General features: G+C 65.0%; 17 protein-coding genes. 9 read left to right on the top strand and 8 right to left on the bottom strand.

Annotated elements, in window-relative coordinates; translation table 11 throughout:
• The first annotated feature begins 131 nt into the window (after positions 1 to 131).
• Positions 132 to 1,616, top strand: a complete 1,485-nt coding sequence (locus QYC26_RS13895) for a lipopolysaccharide biosynthesis protein (protein WP_317512819.1) — start codon at positions 132 to 134, stop codon at positions 1,614 to 1,616.
• Between the two features lie 4 nt (positions 1,617 to 1,620).
• Here the strand turns inward: QYC26_RS13895 and QYC26_RS13890 are convergent, their stop codons facing one another.
• The 3 genes from QYC26_RS13890 to QYC26_RS13880 form a co-directional block, all read right to left on the bottom strand.
• Positions 1,621 to 2,760, bottom strand: a complete 1,140-nt coding sequence (locus QYC26_RS13890) for a hypothetical protein (protein ID WP_317512818.1) — start codon at positions 2,758 to 2,760, stop codon at positions 1,621 to 1,623.
• A 133-nt stretch (positions 2,761 to 2,893) separates the two neighbouring features.
• Positions 2,894 to 3,145, bottom strand: coding sequence for a hypothetical protein (locus tag QYC26_RS13885; protein ID WP_317512817.1), 252 nt, complete (start codon positions 3,143 to 3,145; stop codon positions 2,894 to 2,896).
• 348 nt (positions 3,146 to 3,493) lie between these two features.
• Positions 3,494 to 4,252, bottom strand: a complete 759-nt coding sequence (locus tag QYC26_RS13880; RefSeq protein ID WP_317512816.1) for a competence/damage-inducible protein A — start codon at positions 4,250 to 4,252, stop codon at positions 3,494 to 3,496.
• Between the two features lie 135 nt (positions 4,253 to 4,387).
• Here QYC26_RS13880 and map point away from each other — a divergent pair, with 135 nt between their 5' ends.
• The 5 genes from map (at position 4,388) to QYC26_RS13855 (ending at position 10,192) form a co-directional block, all read left to right on the top strand.
• Positions 4,388 to 5,212 (top strand): type I methionyl aminopeptidase, encoded by an 825-nt coding sequence (map, locus tag QYC26_RS13875; RefSeq protein WP_317512815.1) that lies wholly within the window; start codon positions 4,388 to 4,390, stop codon positions 5,210 to 5,212.
• Between the two features lie 94 nt (positions 5,213 to 5,306).
• On the top strand, positions 5,307 to 7,517 hold the full coding sequence (locus QYC26_RS13870) for a PQQ-dependent dehydrogenase, methanol/ethanol family (protein ID WP_317512814.1): 2,211 nt from the start codon (positions 5,307 to 5,309) through the stop codon (positions 7,515 to 7,517).
• A gap of 146 nt (positions 7,518 to 7,663) precedes the next feature.
• Positions 7,664 to 7,984, top strand: coding sequence for a hypothetical protein (locus QYC26_RS13865; RefSeq protein ID WP_317512813.1), 321 nt, complete (start codon positions 7,664 to 7,666; stop codon positions 7,982 to 7,984).
• A 50-nt stretch (positions 7,985 to 8,034) separates the two neighbouring features.
• The gene (locus QYC26_RS13860) at positions 8,035 to 9,156 is read left to right on the top strand and encodes a hypothetical protein (RefSeq protein WP_317512812.1); all 1,122 of its coding nucleotides are present in this window, start codon (positions 8,035 to 8,037) and stop codon (positions 9,154 to 9,156) included.
• Positions 9,149 to 10,192, top strand: coding sequence for a nucleotidyltransferase family protein (locus QYC26_RS13855; RefSeq protein ID WP_317512811.1), 1,044 nt, complete (start codon positions 9,149 to 9,151; stop codon positions 10,190 to 10,192). The genes QYC26_RS13860 and QYC26_RS13855 overlap by 8 nt, the downstream gene beginning before the upstream one ends.
• 3 nt (positions 10,193 to 10,195) lie before the next feature.
• Here QYC26_RS13855 and QYC26_RS13850 read toward each other — a convergent pair whose 3' ends face one another.
• Both QYC26_RS13850 and QYC26_RS13845 read right to left on the bottom strand, forming a co-directional pair.
• The gene (locus QYC26_RS13850) at positions 10,196 to 11,773 is read right to left on the bottom strand and encodes a hypothetical protein (RefSeq protein ID WP_317512810.1); all 1,578 of its coding nucleotides are present in this window, start codon (positions 11,771 to 11,773) and stop codon (positions 10,196 to 10,198) included.
• 70 nt (positions 11,774 to 11,843) lie between these two features.
• Positions 11,844 to 13,361: an amidase gene (locus QYC26_RS13845; RefSeq protein WP_317512809.1), complete on the bottom strand. Its 1,518-nt coding sequence runs from the start codon at positions 13,359 to 13,361 to the stop codon at positions 11,844 to 11,846.
• A gap of 384 nt (positions 13,362 to 13,745) precedes the next feature.
• Between QYC26_RS13845 and QYC26_RS13840 the strand changes: the two genes are divergently transcribed.
• From QYC26_RS13840 to QYC26_RS13830, 3 genes are all read left to right on the top strand, one after another.
• Entirely contained in the window at positions 13,746 to 14,084 is a 339-nt protein-coding gene (locus QYC26_RS13840; protein WP_317512808.1) for a P-II family nitrogen regulator, read from the top strand.
• Between the two features lie 77 nt (positions 14,085 to 14,161).
• Positions 14,162 to 15,574, top strand: a complete 1,413-nt coding sequence (glnA, locus tag QYC26_RS13835) for a type I glutamate--ammonia ligase (RefSeq protein WP_317512807.1) — start codon at positions 14,162 to 14,164, stop codon at positions 15,572 to 15,574.
• Between the two features lie 194 nt (positions 15,575 to 15,768).
• Positions 15,769 to 17,193, top strand: coding sequence for an aldehyde dehydrogenase family protein (locus QYC26_RS13830; RefSeq protein WP_317512806.1), 1,425 nt, complete (start codon positions 15,769 to 15,771; stop codon positions 17,191 to 17,193).
• A 63-nt stretch (positions 17,194 to 17,256) separates the two neighbouring features.
• Here the strand turns inward: QYC26_RS13830 and QYC26_RS13825 are convergent, their stop codons facing one another.
• From QYC26_RS13825 to QYC26_RS13815, 3 genes are read right to left on the bottom strand one after another with little or no spacing between them, the layout of a single operon-like run.
• The gene (locus tag QYC26_RS13825) at positions 17,257 to 17,583 is read right to left on the bottom strand and encodes a zf-TFIIB domain-containing protein (RefSeq protein ID WP_317512805.1); all 327 of its coding nucleotides are present in this window, start codon (positions 17,581 to 17,583) and stop codon (positions 17,257 to 17,259) included.
• 26 nt (positions 17,584 to 17,609) lie between these two features.
• Positions 17,610 to 21,800, bottom strand: coding sequence for a translocation/assembly module TamB domain-containing protein (locus QYC26_RS13820; protein ID WP_317512804.1), 4,191 nt, complete (start codon positions 21,798 to 21,800; stop codon positions 17,610 to 17,612).
• Complete coding sequence (locus QYC26_RS13815) at positions 21,800 to 23,773, bottom strand: autotransporter assembly complex protein TamA (RefSeq protein WP_411197603.1); 1,974 nt, start codon at positions 23,771 to 23,773, stop codon at positions 21,800 to 21,802. Before QYC26_RS13815 ends, QYC26_RS13820 begins: the two co-directional genes overlap by 1 nt.
• Positions 23,774 to 23,824 lie beyond the last annotated feature (51 nt).

Here is a 23,824-nt window from a genome sequence, read left to right as displayed (position 1 = left end):
ACGACAAGCCGTTGGGCAGGCACGATCTTCGGTGCACCCAGACGATTGCGCGCATACGGAAAATGCCGCCATAGCGGCGCAGCCCTGAACGCGGTAGATCAGGGCATAGCGTGGGCAATTCCGGAGCGAGCGTGCAGAATCTGACGGCGCGGCTGGCGCGTGGCAGCATGTGGATCAGCGCATCGCGCGGGATCGTCAACCTATTGGGTCTGCTGTCCACGATCGTGCTTGCGCGGTTGCTGCTGCCCGAGGATTTCGGGCTGGTGGCGCTGGGCACGACGATGTTCCTCATCGTCCAGTCGATCACCGATCTATCGCTGGCGCAGGCGCTGGTCCACCACAAGGATCCTGGCCCCGCGCATTTCAACACGGCCTGGACGCTCAACACGCTGCGCGGGCTGGTGCTCGCCGCGCTGTTCGCGGCGGCCGGGCCGATGACCGCGAAATTCTACGGCGACCCGCGCATGGCGACCGTGATGTATGCCTTTGCGATCAGCCTGTTTCTGGGCGGGCTCGCCAATCCGCGCCGGATCATGCTCCAGAAAAAGCTGATCTTCTGGCAGGATTTCATGCTGCAGGTGTCACAAAAGCTGGCCGGGGTGATCGTCGGCATCGTCGTCGCGGTGATCTTTCGAAGCTATTGGGCGCTCATCGCGAGCGTGCTGGCCGGGCAGATCGTGCAGGTGATCATTTCCTATACCGTGCTGCCCTTTCGCCCGCGCCCGACACTGAAACATGCGCGCGAACTCTGGTCGTTTTCGGTGTGGCTGACGCTGAGCCAGATGATCAACACGATCAACTGGCGGATCGATCAGTTGTTGATCGGCAAGTTCCTTGGCCGATCCGACCTCGGCTTCTACACCGTCGGCAACAACCTGTCGGTCATGCCCACGCGCGAGACCACGCTGCCGCTGACGCAGACGCTGTTTCCCGCCTTTTCGCAGTTGCGCGGCGATCCCGAACGGCTGCGCCGCGCCTATCAGCGCGCGCAGGCGCTGGTGACCGCGATCGCGCTGCCGCTGGGGGTGGGCATGGCGCTGGTGGCCGAACCGCTGGTGCTGGCGACGATGGGCGCGAAATGGCTGCCGGCGACCGCGGTGATCCAGGCGATGGCGGTGATCGTCGCCATCCAGACGGTGGGATCGCAGGTCGCCCCGCTCGGCATGGCGCTGGGCGCGACGCGTACCTTGTTCGTCCGCGACACGCAGCTTTTCTGCATCCGCCTGCCGATGATCATTGCGGGCATGTATCTCGACGGGCTGCAGGGCGTGATCTGGGCGCGGGTGATTTCGGGGCTGATTTCGACGGGTGTGAACCTGCTGATGGTACGCAAGCTGATCGACCTGCCGGTGCGCGAGCAACTGGCGGCCAATCTGCGCTGCTTTGCCGCCGTGCTGGTGATGAGCGCGGCGGTGTGGGCGGTGGGGCACGGCTTCGAGCAGACCGGCAAGCTGCCCGCACTGCTGATCGAAATCGCGCTGTCGGTATCCACCGGGGCGCTCGCCTATATCGGCACGAGCATGCTGCTCTGGCTGATCGCGGGGCGCCCCAGCGGCCCCGAACGCGAGATCGTGACGATGCTGGGCAAGGCACGCGCAAAGCTGGCGCGCGGCTGAGCGCTCAGAACGTCTTGCCCCGCCGGCGCGGGAAGACCGCGCGTCGCGCACGCTTTGCCCCGTTCCATGCGCTGTTCCACAGGATCGAGACGCGGAGCGCGCGGAGCCAGCCATCGGCCACGCCCCGTTGCCGCGCGTGATGCGCGATGTCCTGCAACTGCGCGACCTGCACCGCATTGGTGGCGCGCAGCGTCATGATACGCCCGGTTCCGGGTTCACCGGGAAGCGACGATGGCAGCGGCAGCCCGAGCGCGCGGAAATTGAGCTTGGTGCGAATGCACTTTTCACACCGGCCGCAATTGGCGGTTTCCGACGCGTTCTGCCAGCAGACGCGCAGATTATCGAGTGCCTCGGGCCAGTCGCTGATCCCTTCGACCTTGGCCGTGCGGCCATAGCCGCCGCCGTCCCACACCACCTCGAAATCGGGCGAGGACAAAAGCGCACAGGTGATCGGATTGGTGCCCCAGGGGATGACGAGATGCGCATAATCCTCATCCGAGCCCATCAGCGCGCTGTCGACATCGCCCTGCCAGTTGCGCAGGCAGGCGGTGAGCCCCGCCCCGAATTCCATCGTCCAGACGCGCGACGCGCGTTCGCGCCAGTTGGTGCGCACCCGCGCAAAGGGCAGCCCGATCGAGGCCATCGCCGCCTCGGCGCTGCGCGCGGCGCTTTCATATTCGCGCGAGCGGTTGAGCGGGATATCGAGGCCGTGGACGAAAACCGCCGCCTTCAGCCGCCGGGTATTGCGCCCGGCCAACTCCCGGTGGTGACGCCATATGGTGAAACCACTATCGACCCCGCCCGAGCAGGCGGCGACCGCCGTGCCCCGTTGCGCAGGGGCGACCGGCACGTCGATTTCCTCGGCCGCGCTGAGTTGAATGGGGGCGTAAAGATCGGGACGCCAGAGCGACCAGGAGGTGACGAATTCCTCTAGCCGGGCGAGCAGCCCGCGCGACACCGGGCCATCGACGTGCAGATCGCGCCCGCTGCCCATGGCATGGAAGATGAGCGCTGTGGCCGCCATGTCGTGTACCGCAAGCGGGCCGGGCAGCGCGGCGGGCGGCCCTGCAATATCCCACCAGATCTCGTCGTCATCGAACCGCGCCGTCCGCCGCACGCCTTCGGCGCCCCGGCTTTCGGACATCCTCACCCTTATGATTTTCACGCAAACTACCTCACCACTTATAGCAGGCAAGGCTAGGCAAGCCGGCGGCAAAGCGCGCGGGCCTATTAAGAATTACTCAACCATTCAGAAGTGGTAGAATTCGCCCGAATTTTCAGTGAAAACGGGTGCGCGGCAGCAGATCCAGATTCTCGATCGGGAAAAGGTCGCTATGCAGCTCTTCCTCGAAAATCTCGTCTTCGATCACGCTATCATCAAACTTGTGCTCGGGATCGATCATGAGGATCACCGCCTCAAGATGCACCAGATCCTCGCGCAGGCGGGTGACCACGCCGGCCCCGCGCCAGATGTCCTGAAGCACCGCCGCCCTGCGATAGAGCAGCCCTTTCAATATGATTTCGTCCACGACCCTATTGTCCCCCGACCTGTATAATCGGCGATTTTCGTTACGGCGCTGCCTCACCTATTCGAGCCGTCAGCCAAACCTAGCCGTACGGTACAGTCTTGTCCCCACCCCCAAGACAGCCCGGCGTGCGCACACGTCCGGTTGATAGTTGAAACGCCCCAAAACAGCCATTTTTCAGCGATGAACAATTATGTTCATTCTGAATATTTCAGCCGCATGCCAGCAAAATTCGGGCACACCAAGCACGAAATGGCAAGATACTGATCCGTAACGAACTTGTCACAGCGGTCAGACGAGTCGCGCGGGACTGACCGGGCGCGGCTGCACGAAAGTCGTTACGAGATCGAATCAGATTCCACCCAGAACCGCCTCGCGCCCGTCCGCGTCCAGCGCGTCGGCGAGCGCGGTGGTGCACGCGGCAAGCGCATCGCTTTCGGTGGAGCGGATCACGAAGTTGGCGCCGACGCGGCCTTCGCGGAAAAAGGGATAGCTGCCGATCTGGGTTTGCGGGTGCGCCCGCTCGGTTGCACTGAGAAGATCGGCGACCTCGCTTTCGGGCACCCAGCAGCCGATGGTTTCGGACAGGAGCGGCTTGCCGCCTTCGAGCACGCCCGACAGCGCGTCGAGCATCATCGCAGTGATATGCGGCACCCCCGCCATGATGAAGATATTGCCGTGGCGGATGCCCGGCGCGCCCGACATGCGGTTTTCGATGAGCGTCGCGCCATCGGGCACGCGCGCCATGCGCAGCCGCGCATCGGTCAGCCCGCCGCGATGTTCATAATAGCTTTCGAGCGCGGCGCGCGCCTTGGGGTGGATGACCACCGAAACGCCCAGCGCCTGCGCGATCGCGTCGACCGTGATGTCGTCATGCGTCGGCCCGATGCCGCCCGTGGTGAAGAGATAATCGTTGCGCGCGCGCAGTTCGTTCACTGCCTCGACAATCGCCTCGGTACGATCGGCGACGATCCGCACCTCGGCCAGCCGGATACCCTGAATGTTGAGCCAGACGGCGATCTGCGCGACATTCTTGTCGGCGATGCGCCCCGAAAGAATCTCGTCCCCGATGATGACGATGCCGGCGGTCCAAATGCGTTCTGCGCTCATGCCCCCTCCCCTAACATCGCGCGGAGGCGATATGAAGCGGCAACGATGGCGGTATTCGCGCATCGGCGCCCAAAGTTGCGCCGAATGGCAAATTGAAGGCTCGCAAAAAGGGCGCGCCGCAACTATATCGCGCGCATGACCGAATATGTCCTTGCCAGCGAAACCAGCCCCCGCGCGCGTACCCATGCGATCAAGCTTCACGGCCCCGAGGGGTTCGAAGGCATGCGCAAGGCCGGCCGGCTGGCCGCCGAGATCCTCGACGCGCTGGTGCCGCATGTCGTGCCCGGCGTCACGACCGGCGAGCTGGACGATATGGTGCGCGAACACACGCTGCGCGGCGGCGGCATTCCGGCGACGCTCGGCTATCGTGGTTATACCCATAGCTGCTGCATCTCGCTGAACCATGTCGTGTGCCACGGCATTCCGGGCGACCGCGTGCTGAAGGACGGCGACATTCTGAACATCGACGTGACCCCCATCGTCGATGGCTGGCACGGCGACACCAGCCGCATGTATCTGGTCGGCGATGTCGGCATCAAGGCCAAGCGCCTTGTCGATGTGACCTATGAATGCCTGATGCTGGGCATCGAACAGGCCAAACCGGGCAACCGCATGGGCGATGTGGCGCACGCGATCCAGAGCCATGCCGAAAAGCATCGTTACGGCGTGGTGCGCGATTTCTGCGGCCACGGGCTGGGCCAGATGTTCCACGACGCCCCCGAAGTCGTCCATGCCGGCCGCCCCGGCACCGGCCCCGAGCTGAAGCCCGGCATGTTCTTCACGATCGAGCCGATGATCAACATCGGCAAGCCCGCGGTGAAGATGCTCGACGATGGCTGGACCGCGGTGACGCGCGACCGGACGCTTTCGGCGCAGTTCGAACATTCGATCGGGATCACCGAGGACGGTTGCGAGATCTTTACCAAGAGCCCCGCCGGGTTGGACCAGCCGCCTTACTGAGCCCGTGCCCTGAAGGGGCAAATCGCTGATGACAGCGCTGTCAGTTTGACGCAGACTGCCCCCGAAACCGGATACCGGATCGGGGAGGAAGCAGATGCGTCAGTGGCTTGCCCTTGGCATGGGGCTTGTTTTCGCGGCCTGTTCGCAAGGCAATGGCAATCCACCCGACCAACCGCCCAAGGGCGCCACGGGCGTTTCCAAGATCGACGCCGCCTATCTGACGAGCGGGGGCGATGGCAGCGACTGGCCGGCCGTTGGCTATAATTACAACGAACAGCGTTTCAGCCCGCTGACCACGATCAACGACGGCAATGTCGGCCAGCTTGGCATCGCCTGGTTTGCCGACCTGCCCGATCAGCGCGGGCAGGAAGCCACCCCGATCGTGATCGACGGGGTGCTCTATGTCACCGGACCATGGTCAAAGGTCTTCGCCTATGACGCGGCGAGCGGACGGCCGCTCTGGAGCTTTGATCCCAAGGTGCCGCCCGAAAAGGGCGTCGACGCCTGTTGCGACGTCGTCAACCGCGGTGTCGCGGCGTGGAAGGGCAGGCTCTATCTCGCCACGCTCGACGGACGGCTGATCGCGCTCGATGCGATCACCGGCGCGCAGCTGTGGAGCGTCCAGACCACCGACAAGACCAAGCCCTATACGATCACCGGCGCACCGCGCGTGGTGAAGGGCATGGTGCTGATCGGCAATGGCGGCGCCGAGTTCGGCGTGCGCGGGTACGTGACCGCCTATGACGCGAACAGCGGCGCCAAGAAATGGCGGTTCTACACCGTGCCCAACGCCACCGGCGCGGCCGATGGCGAGATATCGGACACGGTGTTGCAGAGCGCGGGCAAGACATGGTCTGCGGGCGGGGCATGGAAAAGCTCGGGGGGCGGCGGCACCGTGTGGGACGCGATCGTCTATGACCCCGAACTCGACCAGCTTTATCTGGGCGTCGGCAATGGCAATCCGTGGAACCACGGCATTCGATCGGACGGCACGGGCGACAATCTGTTCCTGTCCTCGATCGTCGCGCTCAAACCCGATACCGGCGAATATCTGTGGCATTACCAGCAGACCCCGGGCGAAAGCTGGGACTATACCGCCACCCAGCCGATCATCCTCGCCGATCTCGCAATCGGCGGGCAGCCGCGCAAGGTGCTGATGCAGGCGCCCAAGAACGGCTTCTTCTTCGTCGTGGACCGGCAGACCGGCAAGCTGATCTCCGCCAGCCCGTTCGTGAAGAACATCAACTGGGCGAGCGGATATGACCTTGCGACCGGGCGTCCCAATGAAGCCCCCGAGGCGCGTTTCTATCGCACCGGCAAACCCTTTCTCGCCGCCCCCGGCCCGATCGGCGCGCATAGCTGGCAGCCGATGAGCTTCAGCCCGAAGACCGGGCTCGTCTATATCCCCGCGAACGATATCAGCTATGCCTATCTGCCGCCGCTCAGCCCCGACGATGCCAGGGCGCAGAAGATCGGGTTCAACGTCGGCACCAATATGAGCGAGAACGGGATGCCGCGCGACCCCGCCGCGATCAAGGCGGCTATCGCGGCGACCAAGGGCGCCCTGGTCGCCATCGATCCCGTTAGCGGCACGGTGAAATGGCGCGCTGAATATACGACGCCGTGGAATGGCGGTACGATGGCAACCGCCGGCAATCTGGTGTTTCAGGGCACCGCGCTGGGCGAATTCCGCGCCTATGCCGCCGACAGCGGCAAGCCGCTATGGAGCCTGCCCGTCCAGTCGGGCGTGATGGCCGCGCCCTCCACCTTCACCGTGAAGGGCGAACAATATATCGCCTTCACCACGGGCAAGGGCGGCGCCTGGGCGCTGAGCGCGGGCTATGCCGGGGGCGCCTATGGCCCGGTTCCCACCATCTCGCGGCTGATCGTGCTCAAGATCGGTGGCACGGCGCAACTGCCCGCAATCACCGCGCAGGCCGCAGCACCGCTCAGCCCCCCGCCCGCCACCGGCACGCCCGCGCAGATCGCCAGCGGCAAGGCGTTGTTCGGCCGGTTCTGCAGCGTCTGCCACGGCGAAAGCGCGGTGAGCGGCGGGGTGACGCCCGACCTGCGCCATTCGGCCACGCTGGCCGATGCCGATAGCTGGAAGGGCGTGGTGATCGACGGCATGCTGCGCGAACGCGGGATGGTAAGCTTTGCCCCGGCGATGGATGCGGCGCAGGCCGAGGCGATCCGCCACTTCGTGATCGATCAGGCCAATTGGGCGAAGGCGCACAGCATCGCACTGGAAGGAAAGGCGAAGATGCCAAACGCCCAAAAGGCCGCCGCGCGCGCCGCCCGTTGAGCTTATACCAGATGATATAACCCCCGGGCGTCGGCCATTCCGGCGCCCGGCTATTAAGGCTAGCCGCGTTGACTTGGCGCCCCGTGCGCCTGAATCTGATGCGACGGCGCCGCTGACGACGCCGGCACCCGAATCCGGAGCGCATCATGCCAAGCGACCCTCAATCCGTGCAAACCCCGCCCCCCGACGGCGATGATCGCCGCAATTTCCTGAAGAATTGCGGGCGCTTTGCACTGACGGTGCCGCCCGCAATGACGATCCTGCTGTCGACCTCGCTGTCCTCCCCCGCCATCGCGAAATCAACGGGCGGAGGCGGCGGCGGCGGCGGCGGCGGTAATGGCGGCGGCAAGGGCAATAATGGTGTGGGCAATGGCCCCGACCCGCAACCGCCGGGCAATCCGCCGATCAACGATGGCCCCGGTACCGGCCCCGGCAATCCGGGACGCGGCGGGAAGAAGAATATCTGAACGGTTATTGAGTCACTTCGCGCGGCAACGGGGGGAATAGAGTGCGAACAATGGCCGGAACGCGCACTGGCTTCCAGCCGCGTTTTGGCCTTGCCGTTGATTGCCACCTGACCGAGCTCGCCGACCGGCATCTACTGTTCAGCGAAGCCACGCAAAAGCTGATGGCGCTCAATGCCGATGCTGCAATCTTGGCGCGGATATTGGCGCATCCGGCCAGCTTCGACACATTGGTGGACGATCTTGTCGCTTGCGGCATCGCGCGCGCGGCCGCAGCGGATTTCTTGCGCCCGGTGCTTGTCGCATGGAGCCGCGACGGGCTGGCCGAGGCGCGGCCCGATAGCCTGCCGCCGCCCGCGCATTGTCAACGCATCGCCCTGCCCGGCGTTGATGCCACCATCGCCTATGGCAACCGGGGGCTGGCGATGCGGGTCGCCCCGATGTTCCGGCATCTCGAGGGCGGGCAGGATGCATCGCCGCCATACCATATCCACGAATTTGCCGGGATGGCGCTCGTGGGCCGCCCCGATGCGCCGATGAAGATCGCGCGCGCCGATCAGGCCGGGCCGCTACTCAAATCGCTTATCGTCGAAAGCGCGATTGCGGGGCCGCACTGCCTTGCCGCGCTGCACGCCGCGTGCCTGATCCGGGGCGATACCGCGATGCTGCTGTGCGGTCCGCCGGGCACCGGCAAGAGCGTGCTGACGCTGGCGCTCATCGACCAGGGGCTCGGCTATGGCGGCGACGATATCGTGACCATCCACCCGAGTGGCGAGGTTTCGGGGCTGCCCTTTGCGATCACCGCCAAGGCGGGCGCCTGGCGGCGCGTGCGCGACCGGGCAGATTATGCCGATACAGAGAAACATATGCGACTGGACGACCGCGCGGTGCGCTATCTGCCTCCCGCCGCGCCCATTCAGAACATGCCCCTGCCGGTTGGCTGGATCGTCGAACTGCGCCGATCCAGCCAAGGGCGCGCGCGGATCACGGCGCGCGATCCCGTGGCGGCGCTGCAGACGCTGGTGCGCGAGGGACGATCGCCTTCGGGCGTCATGACCCCCGCCATCTTCGCGCCCCTGCGTGCCATCGCGGCCGGCGCCCGGTGCCTGACGCTGCATTATTCCGATGCCGACGAGGCGGCCGCGCTGCTCGCCGGGCTGCCGCGCCATGAATGATCTGCGCGCGCTGCGCCAGTTGATGGCCGCGCTGGCCGGGCATGTGCCGAGACGGCCGGACTGGGATGCGATGCTATCGCTCGCCAACCGAACGCTCACCACCGGAACGCTGGCGCAGGCATTATGGGCGCACGGCACCGCCATGCCCGATGATGTGCGCGGCTTTCTGGGCGAAGTGCTCGAGCGCGTCGAAAAGCGTAATGCGCGGCTGCGGCTTCAACTGGAAGAGGCCGTGGGCTGGCTCGACCGTTCGGGGATCAGGCCGATCCTTCTGAAAGGGGCGGCATCGCTCGCCGGCCAACCCGCACCGCATGGCCGCATCTTGTCCGACATCGACCTGATGGTGCCGGAAAGCCAGATGCCCGCCGCCATTCGATGTCTCGAACGCGCCGGATATGCGGTCATCCCGCCTTTTGCCGAACCACCCAACCCCATCGTCCTCGCCCGCGACAGTGATGTCGGGTCGATCGACCTGCATGCCCGGCTGAAAAGCCCATGGCCCACCTGCGATTACCGGCAATTGCGCAAAATATGTGTGCCGCACCGGGTGCAGGGGAACATGGCCTGGCTGCCGACCCCGGCGGCGCAGGCCTTTGTGCTGATCCTCCACGACCAGTTGCAGGACCGCGATTATTGGCGCGGCCTCATCGACCTGCGCCATTTGCTCGATCTCGCCGCGCTGGCGCATGGACCCGGTGGCATCGACTGGCAGCGGCTTGCCACGCTGTTCCCCAAGGGGCATCCCGCACGCGCGCTGCACACCCAGTTGCGCACGCTGACCCGGCTCACGGACACGGCGGTTCCGCACGACCTGACGCGCGGCCTTTGGCCCGCCCTGCAATATCGTCGGCGGCTTGCGCAATTGCGCCTGCCCTTCATCGCGCGCGCGACGACATGGCTGTCGCTGGCCGCCGATCCGCCATCGCATCCGGATCAGGCGTCCTACCCCGCCGATGTGGCGCAGCCCAAGCGGCCCAGATGGGATGCATCACGACTGCGCCGATTCCATCGGCAAAAGGCGATGGGCAAGGTTTGAGGCTCAGCCCGCCGGGCGTTTGCGGACCTGGATCAGCCCCTGCGTTGCCGCGACATAGAGCGTGCCGTTGGGCGCAATCGCGATCGACCCCCAATTATTGTTGAACGGCGCGCCCCGGCCGGTCGGGATACGGACCACTTCCTTGCCCGTCTTGAAATCGAGCCCGACGATCGACCAGTCCTGCCCCCCGCCCGGCGCCTTTTCGAAGCTGTAGAAATAGGCGATGCCATTGCCCGCCGCGAGCTTGGGGACGACCGAAGGCGACACGAGCGGCGAGGTCCAGACGACATCGCAGCCGCTTTCATCCTCGCGGATATCGACCCGCACCACCCCGCCACGGATTGCGCCCCAATCCTCCTGGGTATAACCGTTGGTGAAGCCCGCATTATTTTCGAGGATGATCGAACGCCCCCAGCCGATCATCGAATTGTCGGTGGCGCTGGCGCCCGCATCGAATACCGGCACACGGCAAATTTCACGCTTTTCGCCTGCACCAAGCGCCGCGCGCCGCAGTACGACGATGTTGATGCGCGGATCGGCATTGTCGGCAAAGGTAAGCCAGCGGTTGCCTATCAGCGTCGGCGTCGTCCCGCTGCCCTGGTTGATGCTGCCGACCTTGCGCGCGCCGCCGCGGTCATAGCCGTGGCGCCAGAGCACGACCGGCTTTCCGGACGCATCCGACGAAAACGCATATTGGGCGTGATCGCTGAGCACATAGACCGCGCCGGCATCGACCGCGACCGCGTTCTGAATCTCTTCATTCCCGAGGCGGACCTGCGCCACCTTGCCGCTTTCGGGATCGAGCGTCCCCACCCGTCCCTTGCGCGTTACCCACCAGAGCCGCTTGTCGGGGCCGGGCATGACCGTGGTGATCATGTCGCACGCGCCCGAGGGGAACCAATTGTCGTAATTCTGGCAATCGTGCGGAACATGGGGCCGCATGTCCCATGCCTTGTCGACGACGAAGCGCCAGCTGCCACCCTCACGCACCGCCGCGATGCGCTGGATCGTCTGGCGGCTGTCGGCAAGGACGATGCGGTCCTTGTCGTCGAGATAGAGATAGGCGCCGCCCGAGGAATCGCCGAATACCACCTCGATATCGCGCTGCACCATCGCCTGAAACGCCGAAGGGCGCATCGGCAGATCATGGACGGCAAGCGCTTCGAGCGTCTCGGGATCGAGCAGCACGATGCGGAACCCCGTGAGCCCGCCGCACATCGCGACAGGCAGGCCATCCGAGCGGAAGACGAAGGTGGCGCAAAGCCGCGGCATCCCGTTGCCCGCCGCGCGCGTGCGGACCTGAAGGCCGGGGCCAAAGGGCCCGGCGGCGGGATGCGTATCGGACTGATACCCATCGCCGTGCATTGGCGCATTGCCCTGCGCAGGCAGGCCGAAGAGCGGCGGGACATGGCCCGGCACTGCTGACGGCGCGAACGACGCATCCCACTGGATCGCGGCGGTCGACTGCCCCTCTATCGGCCGGGCGGCGACTTTTTCACGATTGGCGAATGCCAGCACCCCGAATGGCGTGGCGATGATCGCGGCCAGCGCACCCAGCCCGACCCAAAGCTTCTTCCCCATCTATCCCCTCCCCCAAGGGTCACAGGGCCCCGGACGCCGTCTCGGCGCCCGAAGCCCCCTTCAGTTGTTGTCAGGCGTGGATCGGCGCGACGCGGCCTGCCCAGGGCGCCGCGCGTTCGAGCTGCCCCGCGAGCCGGTACAAGGTCGCCTCATCGCCGTAGCGCGCCGAGAACATGATCCCGATCGGCAAGCCCGATTTCGTCATGCCGAGCGGCACCGACATGCTTGGTTGGCCGGTCTGGTTCTGGATTCCGGTAAAGGGCGTGAACTGACCGACCGCCTGATAATAGGTATTCACGTCTTCGGGCGAGAGGCCAAGGACGCCCAGCTTTTCGGGCGGTGCGGCCAGCGTCGGGGTCAGGATGATGTCGTAATCGTCCATGAAGCGCGAAACCGTGATCGCCGCCGCCTGAAGATCACCATTCGCCTTGGCAAAGGCGACGCCGGTCATCTTCTGCCCCATTTCATAATAAGCGAGCGTCGCCTTTTCGACGACGTCGAGGCTGGGCTTGATGCCCGTTGCCGCCTCACGCGCGATCAGGTCTGCGGCGACCGAGGACGAGATGATCGCATAGGCCGCCTGCGAGATCGCGGCGAGATCGAGCTTGGGCGCGGCTTCCTCGACATGATGGCCAAGGCTTTCGCACAGCTTTGCCGCCGCGCGCGTCGCCTCAATCACCTCGGGATCGACCGGGGTGCCCGCCATCGGCGTGACGTTGAGCGCGATCCGCAGCTTGCCGGGTTCGCGCATCACTTCTTCGAGATAGGGGCGCTCGGGCGTCGGCGCGCCGTAGCGCGAGCCGGGTTCAATTCCGTGCGTGGCGTCGAGCAATGCCGCGCTGTCGCGCACGCTGCGCGTGACGACGTGATGCACCGACATGCCGCCCCAGCCCTCGGTACGCGGCGGCCCCATCGGCACGCGCCCACGGCTGGGCTTCATGCCGAACAGGCCGCAGCAGGATGCCGGGATACGGATCGACCCGCCGCCATCGGTGGCGTGCGCGGCGGGGATCACACCTGCTGCCACCGCAGCCCCGGCGCCGCCGCTCGACCCGCCGGTCGTCCGCTCGGGATCCCACGGGTTGCGCGTCGCGCCCATCGCCTTGGATTCGGTGGTGGGGGTCAGCCCGAATTCAGGCGTCGTCGTCTTGCCGAAGATCACCAGCCCCGCGCGCTCATAGCGCTTGACGAGTTCCGAGGTCTCCTTGCCCGGATTGTTCGTATAATAACGGCTGCCCTGCCCGGTCTGGAGGCCCGCGATATAGGTGTTCAGATCCTTGAGCAGCCAGGGAACCCCGGTGAACGGCCCCTGCGGCAGGCCCCGAGCAATCGCGGCCTTGGCATAATCATAATGCTTCTGCGCCATGAAATTGAGCTTGGGGTTGAGCGCTTCGGTCGCGGCGATCGCGGTATCGAGCAATTCGGTGGGCGACACCTTTTTCTGGCGTACCAGTTCGGCAAGGCCCAGCGCATCGTGGCTTTGCATCAGCCCGGCCTTGGCGCTGGTGCGTGCGGCATTGGCACCGCTGGTTGCCGCCAGCGCGGCGGCAGCGGCCGTTCCCGCCATGACTTCGCGGCGGGACATCATGCCAACCCTCCGCACGACACAAAACGACCGTCAACTGCCGAAACCAGCATGCGCATCCTCCACCTTGTCCAATGTCCGCTTTTTGCAAACTTTAGACCCATAGTGCATAAATTTGCAGAGAAGAGAAGGCCCCGTTTTCACCGAAGAGCGTGTGCAGGCGCGAAAGGACCGCGCTTTGCGCAGTCACGGCTTTTTGTGGCCGTGCATCAAGATTGGGCACAAAAGATGCCCATTTTTTAGGCAAATCAAATTGTTTTGCCTAAAATTGAAGCAGTCATTGTGCATTGCAAAATGAATTCGCCAGCAGAGCTTGCGATTCGCCATTTGGCACGCTTATTGAAAGACGCGCGTTTGCGTTCAGCATGTGGAGGTCGAAGAGCGCCGATGAAGAAAATCGAAGCAATCATCAAGCCGTTCAAGCTCGATGAGGTAAAGGAGGCGCTCCACGAAGTCGGCGTATCCGGTATCACCGTGACGGAAGCAAAAGGGTTCGGGCGCCAGAAGGGCCATACCGAACTGTATCGCGGTGCCGAATATGTCGTCGACTTCCTCCCCAAGGTGAAGCTTGAAGTCGTTGTTGAAGACGGCCTGGCCGAGCGCGTCGTGGAGGCGATCGCCTCCGCCGCGCAGACCGGGCGCATCGGCGACGGCAAAATTTTCGTCATTCCCGTTGAGACCGCGCTCCGCATCCGGACCGGCGAACGGGACGCCGACGCGATCTGATTTACCGCTGAACACCCCAGGCCGAGACGGCAAATCCGCCGCCCGGACAGAACCGCTTGCAGGAAGGCATTAGTGACATGGCCAATGACGCCGCAACCATTCTGAAGAAGATCAAGGACGAAGCGATCGAGTGGGTCGATCTGCGTTTCACCGACCCGAAGGGCAAGTGGCAGCACCTGACCATGTGCGCTGGCGTACTGGGTGAAGACGAGCTGACCGAAGGCCTGATGTTCGACGGTTCGTCGATCGAAGGTTGGAAGGCGATCAACGAATCCGACATGATCCTGAAGCCCGACCTTGACGCGGTCTACACCGATCCGTTCTCGGCGACCCCGATGCTGATCGTGTTCTGCGACGTTGTGGAACCCGGCACCGGTGAACTCTATGCCCGCGATCCGCGCTCGACCGCGAAGCGCGCTGAAGCCTATCTGCAGGCAACCGGCATCGGCGATACCATCTATGTCGGCCCCGAAGCCGAATTCTTCATGTTCGACGACGTCCGTTTCGAAAATGGCTACAACACCAGCTATTACAAGATCGACGACATCGAGCTGCCGACCAACACCGGCACCAAGTATGAAACCGGCAACCTCGGCCACCGTCCGCGCGCCAAGGGCGGCTATTTCCCCTGCGCACCGGTCGACAGCGCCGTCGACATCCGCGCCGAAATGGTCACCACCATGCTCGAAATGGGCCTACCCTGCGACAAGCACCACCATGAAGTGGCCGCCGCACAGCACGAACTGGGCGTGATGTTCGGCACGCTGGTCGAAACCGCCGACCGCATGCAGATCTACAAGTATGTCGTGCACCAGGTTGCCCATGCTTATGGCAAGACCGCAACCTTCATGCCGAAGCCGATCAAGGAAGATAACGGCTCGGGCATGCACACCCACATGTCGATCTGGGAAAAGGGCAAGCCGCTCTTCGCGGGCGAAGGCTATGCCGGCCTTTCGGACATGTGCCTGTACTTCATCGGCGGCGTCATCAAGCACGCCAAGGCTCTGAACGCCTTCACCAACCCGACCACCAACAGCTACAAGCGCCTGGTTCCGGGTTATGAAGCCCCCGTTCTGCTCGCCTATTCGAGCCGCAACCGTTCGGCATCGTGCCGCATTCCGTACGGCACGGGCAGCAAGGCGAAACGCGTCGAGTTCCGCTTCCCCGACGCCCTCGCCAACCCGTATCTCTGCTATGCGGCGCTGCTGATGGCCGGCCTCGACGGCATCCAGAACAAGATCCACCCCGGCGAAGCCATGGACAAGAACCTGTATGATCTGCCGCCGGCGGAGCTGGAACAGGTTCCCACGGTTTGCGCCTCGCTCCGCGAAGCGCTGGAATCGCTCCAGGCCGATATGGACTTCCTCCTCAAGGGCGACGTGTTCACCCGCGACCAGATCGAAGCCTATATCGATATCAAGTGGGCCGAAAACGCACGCTGGGAAATGACCCCCAGCCCGGTCGAATACGACATGTATTATTCGGGCTGATGCAGGTTCGCCCGGCTCAGGCCGGGCGGCATTGCAGCAAACAAGGGCTCGACGGGAAACCGCCGGGCCCTTTTCTGTTTCATCGGTTCGTCACGGAAACAGAACGGTTCCAATTCGGGGGTTGATTTCCCGAGGCAAGCTCTCAGATTGCTGGCCACACAGGGCCTTTCAGGGCCAATCAGCGGAGAGCAACAATGGACAGCTACCTGAAGCATTATATCGATGGAAAATGGGTCGAAAGCATCGGGGGCAAGCGCCATGAAGTGATCAGCCCGTCGACCGAAGAGGCGTGCACCGAAATCACGCTGGGCACCCAGGCCGATGTCGACGCCGCCGTGAAGGCCGCGCGCAAGGCGTTCGAAACCTTCAGCCAAACGACGCGCGAAGAGCGCCTTGCGCTGCTCGAGCGCGTCGTTGAGGAATTCAAGAAGCGCATTCCCGACCTTGCCCGGTCGATGGCGATGGAAATGGGCGCGCCGGTGAGCTTTGCCGGCACCGCGCAGGTGGGATCGGCCATGGGCGGCTTCACCAACACCATCCCCGCGCTGCGCGATTTCCAGTTCAGCGAGAAGCACGGCGCCAACACGGTCGTCTATGAACCGATCGGCGTTGTCGGCATGATCACGCCGTGGAACTGGCCGCTCAACCAGATCGCGCTCAAGGTTGCGCCCGCGCTGGCCGCCGGCAACACCATGGTGCTGAAGCCTTCGGAAGAATGCCCCGGCAACGCAGCGATCTTTGCCGAGATCATGGATGCCGCAGGCGTGCCGCCGGGCGTGTTCAACCTCGTCCAGGGCGACGGCGTGGGCGTGGGCGCGGCGATCTCCGCGCATCCGGGCATCGAGATGGTGAGCTTCACCGGATCGACGCGCGCGGGTATTCTTGTCGCCAAGGCGGCGGCGGACACGGTGAAGCGCGTCCACCAGGAACTGGGCGGCAAATCGCCCAACATCGTCCTGCCGGGTTCGAACCTGCCCGAAATGCTGCCGGCAACGGCATCGGGCGTGCTCGTCAATTCGGGCCAGAGCTGCATCTCCCCCACCCGCATCCTTGTCCAGAAGGATCAGGCGACCGAAGCCGCCAGCGTGGTGAAGGCGCTGTTCGACAAGGCCGAGGCGGGCGATCCGCTGGTTGAGGGCGCGCATATGGGCCCGGTCGTCAACAAGACGCAATTCGACAAGATCCAGGGGCTGATCCAGTCGGCGATCGACGAGGGCGCGGTGCTGGAAACCGGCGGCACCGGGCTGCCGAGCAACGTCAACCGCGGCTATTATGTGAAGCCCACGGTGTTTTCGGGCGTGACGCCCGACATGCGGATCGCGCGCGAGGAAATCTTCGGCCCCGTCGCAACCGTGATGAGCTATAGCGACCTCGACGAAGCCGTCGCGATCGCCAACGACACCGAATATGGCCTGTCGGCCGTGGTGACGGGCGATCCCGCCAAGGCCGCAGAAGTGGCCCCGCGCCTGCGCGCGGGCATGATCGCGGTCAACGCCTGGGGCCCCGCACCGGGCGCCCCCTTTGGCGGCTATAAGCAATCGGGCAATGGCCGCGAAGGCGGGCTGTTCGGTCTCAAGGACTTTATGGAAGTGAAGGCGATCAGCGGCATTCCCGGCTGATCCTTCTGATCCTTAAAACAAAGGGGGCGACACCATCGGTGCCGCCCCTTTTTTGTGCCCGGCTCAGTCGAAGATTTCTTCGAGCCAGGATTTGCGCTTCTTGTGCTTCACATAGCGCGGATCGTAACCGCCATGATAGCGATCGCCCGAGAAGACGTCGCCCATCCCCCAGGCCTGCTGGCGCGGCGGTTGTTGCGGGCGCGCTTGCGGCTGCGCGGCCGGGGGCCCCGCCATGCTGCGCTCGATGATCTTGTCGAGTTCGCCGCGATCGAGCCAGACACCCCGGCATTGCGGGCAATAATCGATCTCGATCCCCTGACGGTCGGTCATCGCCAACCCGACCCGGCAGACGGGGCACTGCATGGCGGCAACGGTATCTGGAGAACGCATCTTCAACATCCTTGTCGTGAAAGGGATCAATAATCCTTGGATACGCGTATGTTTACGCTTTCGCGTCCAAGGGTGGAAATGCTGCCGAGGATCGAGAGCCAGCGCGTGATCTGATATTCCGCACGCGTGGCGGAATAGCCCTGCCCATCGGTGATCAGCTCAACATAGGCGCGCCGGGTGAGATATTTTCCGGCGGCAACCGAGGTGCCCTGTCCCGTCGTCGTATCCGCCGGCAGCACGCGCAGACGGTCGAGCCCGGCGGCACGGCGCACCGCGTTGATCGGGTTGAGCCCGGTATCGCCGCCCTGAAGCGCGGCAACAGCGGCGGCCAGCTGAAGCGCTTCGGGCGCGGACAGGTTGGTGATCGAGGTGCCAAAGAGCAGGCGCGACAATAGCTCGTCCTCGGGCATGGCCGGTACGCTGGTAAAGGCGATATCGGGTTTCTGCCCCGTGCCCGTTACCCGGATCGTCGCGCTCAAGCCCTGAACATCGGATTCAGCGACGATATCGAGCGTGGGATCGGCGGGCACCGCGCCGGAGAAACGGATCGTCCCGCGTTCGAGATCGAAGCGCTTGCCCGCAAATTCATAGCCGCCGCGCACCAGATCGGCGCGGCCGACGATGCTGGGGCCTTCGACCGTGCCGCCGATGTCGAGATCGGCGCTCCATTCGCTGTCGAGGCCCAGCCCCGTCACCATCAGCCGGTTGCGCGCCTTGGCCTTGATGTCGAGCCGCCAGGGCACGGCGGCCTTTTTCCGCTCGACCACTTCGCCGCGACGGTTGAGTTCGATCACGTTGAGGCGCGGGATCGCCTGTGCGGCGGTGGCGCGGCCAAGCACGAAACGGCTGCGATCGAGCGTTACCTCGCCGCCGATCACCCCGCCGCGCCCATCGGTGCGGATGGTGAGCGGCCCGGTGACGGTGGCGCCGAGATCGTCGCGGTTGAGGAGCACCGCCTTTTGCGCGTCGACCGCGAGATCGATGCCAAACCCTTCTGCGGCGGCGAGGTTGAAGCTGCCACGCGCCGATACGGTGCCGCCCTGCCCCGCATTCGCGGTCATTTCATCGACGAAGAGGCGCGAACCATCGAAACGGCCGCGTGCGTCGAGATCGGTGAGCAAGGTGCCGGTAATCGCGCTTTCGAGACGCGCCTTGCTGGTGCGCACATTGCCGCGAATGACCGGCGCGGCGAGACGGCCGGTAACATCCGCCCCGATCGAGACCGGCCCGGAAAGATCGAAGATTTCGACGCCCGTCATCCGCCACAGCGTTTCGCCCGGCCCGGCATAGCGTATCTGCGCAAAGAGCGGCGCGTTCATCAGTTCGGTGACGAGATCGCCACCGCCCAGCGGCGCGAGCCGCGCCTGCGCGCGGCCGACAACCGCTCCGCGATTGGCGATCACCGCGCGCGCGGCGGCCTTTTCCCCGTCGAGCACCGCGTTCACCGCCATGTCGACCGGGGTCGAGCTGAGCACCAGCCCAGCCCGGCTCAGCCCCTTCACCTTCAGGCTGGCGCTGCCCGTGGGACGCGCGGCGCCCTCACGCCGGAAGGAAAGCTGGCCCGAGACGACGCCGCCCATGCCAAGATCAGGCCAGGCGATGTCCAGCACTGCAAGCGGCAGTTTTTCCACGCTGGCGTTGAGCAGCGTCGCGCGGTCGCTCAGTTGGCCCGCCAGCGTCATCGCGCCGCCGCTGAAGCTGAGGCTGGTCTGTTCGAGCGCCCAGCCGCCCTCGATCGGGGTGAGCACGGCGGGGCTATCGAGCTTGATCGGGCGCCGATCGAGCGTGCCGTTCCCCTCGATCCGGATGCGTTCAGGCGAAACATCAGCGGCGAGCTGGAGATCGAACGCCCGGCCGCGCGCGCCCTCGACATCGGCCTTGATCTGGCCACGCCCCCCACGCAGCTCAGCCGTGCCCACCGCGCTCGACAGCGCGAGATTGCCGCGCCGGAACCCGCGCAGATCGAAACTGCCGCTGACGCCCAGCCCCGCTGGATCGAGCAGCAGCGTCGCCTTCACCGTGCCGCGCCGCACCGAAATGGGCGGCGGCCCGGTGAAACTGACACGGCGGGCATCGAGATCGGCGACGATCTGCTGGATGCCGCCGACAGGCGCAAAGGCGAGCTTGCCCGTCAGCCCCCCGCCCGACAGATCGAGCCGGCCGTCGAACCCGCCGGGTACGCTCCGCAGCAGTCCGCGCGCCGTGGTGCCCGAGACATTGAGGCCCGCAACCGCGATCTCGACCGGGCGGCCCGACGGTATCCGGATCGTGCCATTGCCGCGGAATGGGCCGAGCGTCGATCCCCCCTCAGCGTTGAAGGCGAAACCTTCAGCATTGGGATCGAGATGGAGCTGGACATCGGCAAGGCCGAGCGCATCCATCGGGCGCTTCAGGAACAGATCGAGCTTGGGCCGTGCAATATCGCCGTCGAGCACGAGGCGCACAGGACCATATTGGTGCTGAACGCCCTCCCCCTCGAAATGGAAGGTGCCATCGCGTCGGCGCAGGCCATTGCCCGAAAGCCGGATGCCCGGTGCGGTGATCTTGAGCCCGCGCAGATAGATAACGCCGTCCGCCCCGCGTTCGAGCCCGGTGGTGATCACCGGCAACCCGCCCGCCAGATTACGCAGGAAATCATTGTCGAAGCGGCGAACCCAGGCCTGCGCCGTGCCCACGATGCGCGTGCCCTTGCCCCCCGAACCGGGGACGACGCTGAAATCGGCCTTCACGTCGACAATGCCGATGCCGGGGATGAAATAGCGGTTGAGCTGACCAGCGAGCGTGATGTCGTACCGCCCCGTCTTCAGATCGACGAACAGCGTCGCCTTGCTCGACAGCTTGTCCGATCGGATGCGCAGGCCGTTGCCGGTGATGGCGGCGGTGGTGACGTTCAGATTACCGTCGACGCTGAGATTGGCGAGAATGCCGCCCGCCACATCGCCCACCCCGGTCACGCGCCGCGCGGTCAACTTTAGTGGAACCACGACGGGCGCCTTGGACAGCCGCCCCTTGCCCGTGGCGCGCAGTTGTTCGAACCCGGTCTTGTCGACGGTCACGCGCGGCGCGGTGAGCAGATATTCGAACCGTGCGGTCTTGAACGGCCCGTCGAACACAGTTTGCAACCGCGCCGGCTGCCCGCCCAGATTGGGAAAGAGCGCGGCGGGCCGGCTGAGATCGGTGGTGACGCGGAAATCGTCGAACGCCGAACGGCCAAGATCGACAATCCCCTTGGCATCGACCGAAACCGAGCGCGAGCGCAGCTTGAGCACCAGATCGAGACGGCGCTTTTCAAGCGTGCCGCGCCCCTCAACCCCGATGCGCGGTTCGGTGAGCCGAGCGATCATCCCCTTGCTGACAAGCGAGGGGGCGAGCGCGCCCGACAACGCATAAGTGCCCTTTTGCACACCCAGCCGCAGATCGATCACGCGGTTGCGGCCGACATCGAAGCTGCCGATCCCCTTCCAGTTCGACCAGCGACCATCGCCCGCGATGCGCGCTGCGACCGGGCTCTTGCTATCGAGCAGCCGCGCGAACACGCCGCCTGCGGGGGCGGACAGATCGAAATCGAGATCGAAGCGGTCGCGATCGGGTTCGGCATCGAGGAAGAATTTGAGCGCGTCGCCGCCGCCCTCGACCCGCGCGGCCAGATCGATCCGCGCGCGGCCATCACGGACAATGGCATTGCCCGCCAGACGCCCTGTCTGCCTTTTGCCGGTCAGTGCGGGCTCGATCCGGAGCCGATCTATCCGCAGCGTGCCGATACGGATATCGAAACCGGGCAGGATCGGCCCCGGTTTCTCGCTCGGGTTGAACTTGGGTTTCTTGTGCAGCGTCGCGAGTTCGGCGGTGGCCTGCTTGATCGCCAGCGTGTTGCCCAGCCAGGCGAGCGGTTGCCAGTCGAGCCGCACTTCGGGGGAATCGAACAACAGCCCTTCGGCGTCGTAGATCCGCAGATCGACGATCCGCGCCTTGTTGTAGATCGATCCGTCGATCCGCCCGATCCGGATGCTGAGCCCGGATTCGGGTGCCATGCTCTCTATCCGGTTGACGATCAGCCGGTGGCCCGGCCCGGTGTCGAGCACCAGCAGCAGCCCGAGAATGGCGAGCACGACCGACAGCGCGATGCCGCCCAGCCCGGCCACTCCCTTGCCGAACCAACGCCGACGAGGCTTGCGTTCGGGCAGGTCCTGCTCGGGTGCCGTGGTTTCGCCGTCCATCAAAAGGCCTGCCCCAGCGAAACATAGACCGCGACACGCGGATCGCCGGGCTGCGGGTTGATCGGGGTGCCGACATCGATGCGGATCGGGCCGAAATTGGTGTAATAGCGTGCGCCAATGCCCGCGCCGAAGCGCAGCTTGCTGAAATTGGGCAGCGCGTCGGTGCTGATATTGCCCGCATCGACAAAGGGCGCCACGCCGAAATTGCCGAAGCGGATACGCCCTTCCAGCGAGAATTCGGCCAGGCTCTTGCCGCCCACCGGATCATTATCCAGATCGCGCGGGCCGATCGACTGATAGCCATAGCCGCGCACCGAACCGCCGCCGCCCGCATAGAAGCGCCGCGAGGGGGCAATCCGATCGCGATCGGCGCCGTAGATCGTTCCCAGCCGCGTGCGCGCGGCGATGGTGATGTTATCGGCCGCCGGGAAATAGCCGACCGCGTCGATCTGCGCCTTCACATAGCCGAAAGAGCCATTCTGGAACGAAGCTTCGGGCGACACCCGCGCACCGAGACGGAAGCCGCGCGTGGGATCGAGCAGATCGTCCGACGCATCGTAGAGCACATTGGATGGGAGCGCCGCGATGAAGAAGGTACGACGGCGCGGAATATCGGTGGCGCCGACGACATCGCGTTCGTCCGAGGCGAGCATTTCGGCGCCCACCGACCATGTCCATTTTTTCTGGAAAATGAGATTGCTCTGCCGCTCCAGGCTACCCGAGACAGAAAAGGTGCGCGCTTCATACGCCTTGCGGTCGACATGCTGCGCGGCGATCTGCGCATTGAGCGTGCGATCGCGCTTGCCGAAATTGCTGCGGCGGAGCGTGGTGCTGAGCAATTGTTCCTGCGTGCCGATGACCCCGCGCACGGTGACCGCGCCTTCGGGCGGCAGCAGGTTGCGGTGCTGCCAGCTCGCCTCCAGCCGCGCGCCTTCGCCCGTGCCATAACCGATTTCGCCAGCAATGGTGCGCGGCGGCGCGGGCTCGATCGCGACCTTGACATCAACGGTATCGGGCGTGCTGCCCGGCACGGTTTCGACCTTGGCGGTCGAGACCAGCCCGGTGGCGACAAGCGCGCGGCGCAGATCGTCGATATCGCGCGAGTCATAGGGATCGCCGGGATCGAAGCGCGCGATCGTCTGGACATGACGCGCGCTGAACACGGCGGGATCGTCCTTGATGATGCGCCCGAAATTGCGCGCACCGCCGGTATCGACATTGATCACGAGCGTCGCGCTGCGATCCTCGTGATCGACGACGACGCCCGGCTCCTGAACCTTGGCGAAGGGAAAGCCCTGTTCCCCCAGTTGTTCGACGAGCGCGGCCTCCCCCGCCACGACCTTGTCGGCATCGACCACGTCGTTCCGCTTCACATCGAACGTCTTTTCCAAGAGCGGCGCCTTGTCGCCCGCCTCGTCCAGACCGCGCAGTTCGACTTCGGTGAAGCGGTAGATATTGCCCGGGCGCACGTCGAGGATCACCAGCACCCGCCCCTCGGCGTCCGCCTCGCTGCGCGTATCGATCCGTGCGTCATAATAGCCCGCCGCGCGCATCAGCGTGGCAAGCAGTTCCTCATCCTCTTTGGCGCGGCGATCGATCTGCGCCGCATTGGCGGACTTGCCCTTGCCCTGCGCCAGCGCGGAGAGGATGTTGAAGCGGCTGCGGATCACATCGGCGTCGATCTCGTCGAGCCCGTCGAGCCGCACGCTGTAACGATGCTCGGTCGGCAGATCGGGCTCGGCGGAGGCATTCGGATCGATCGCATCGCCCGCGCCCAGATCGGGCCAGTCGACCCCGAAATCCGGAATATCGCTCATCGGCGCATCGGGGTCGCCCTGCGTCGCAGGCGGCGGCGCGGGTGTTTCGACCGCCTGATCCTGCGCATGGGCAGCCCCTGCCGTACCTGACAGCAACAGTGCGACCATGATGGGAACGCCGATGCGCTGTGGCAGGGGACGGACGAGCATTGGCATGTGTTAGCGGGAGTTTTTCAACCCCGCCAGCCGCTAAATCGGCTCTGCCCC

The sequence above is a fragment of the Sphingomonas sp. C3-2 genome (assembly GCF_033025475.1).
Lineage (GTDB): Bacteria > Pseudomonadota > Alphaproteobacteria > Sphingomonadales > Sphingomonadaceae > Sphingobium_A.
The sequence above is the reverse complement of the archived record's forward strand: the minus strand, read 5'-3'. Positions and strand labels throughout refer to the sequence as shown.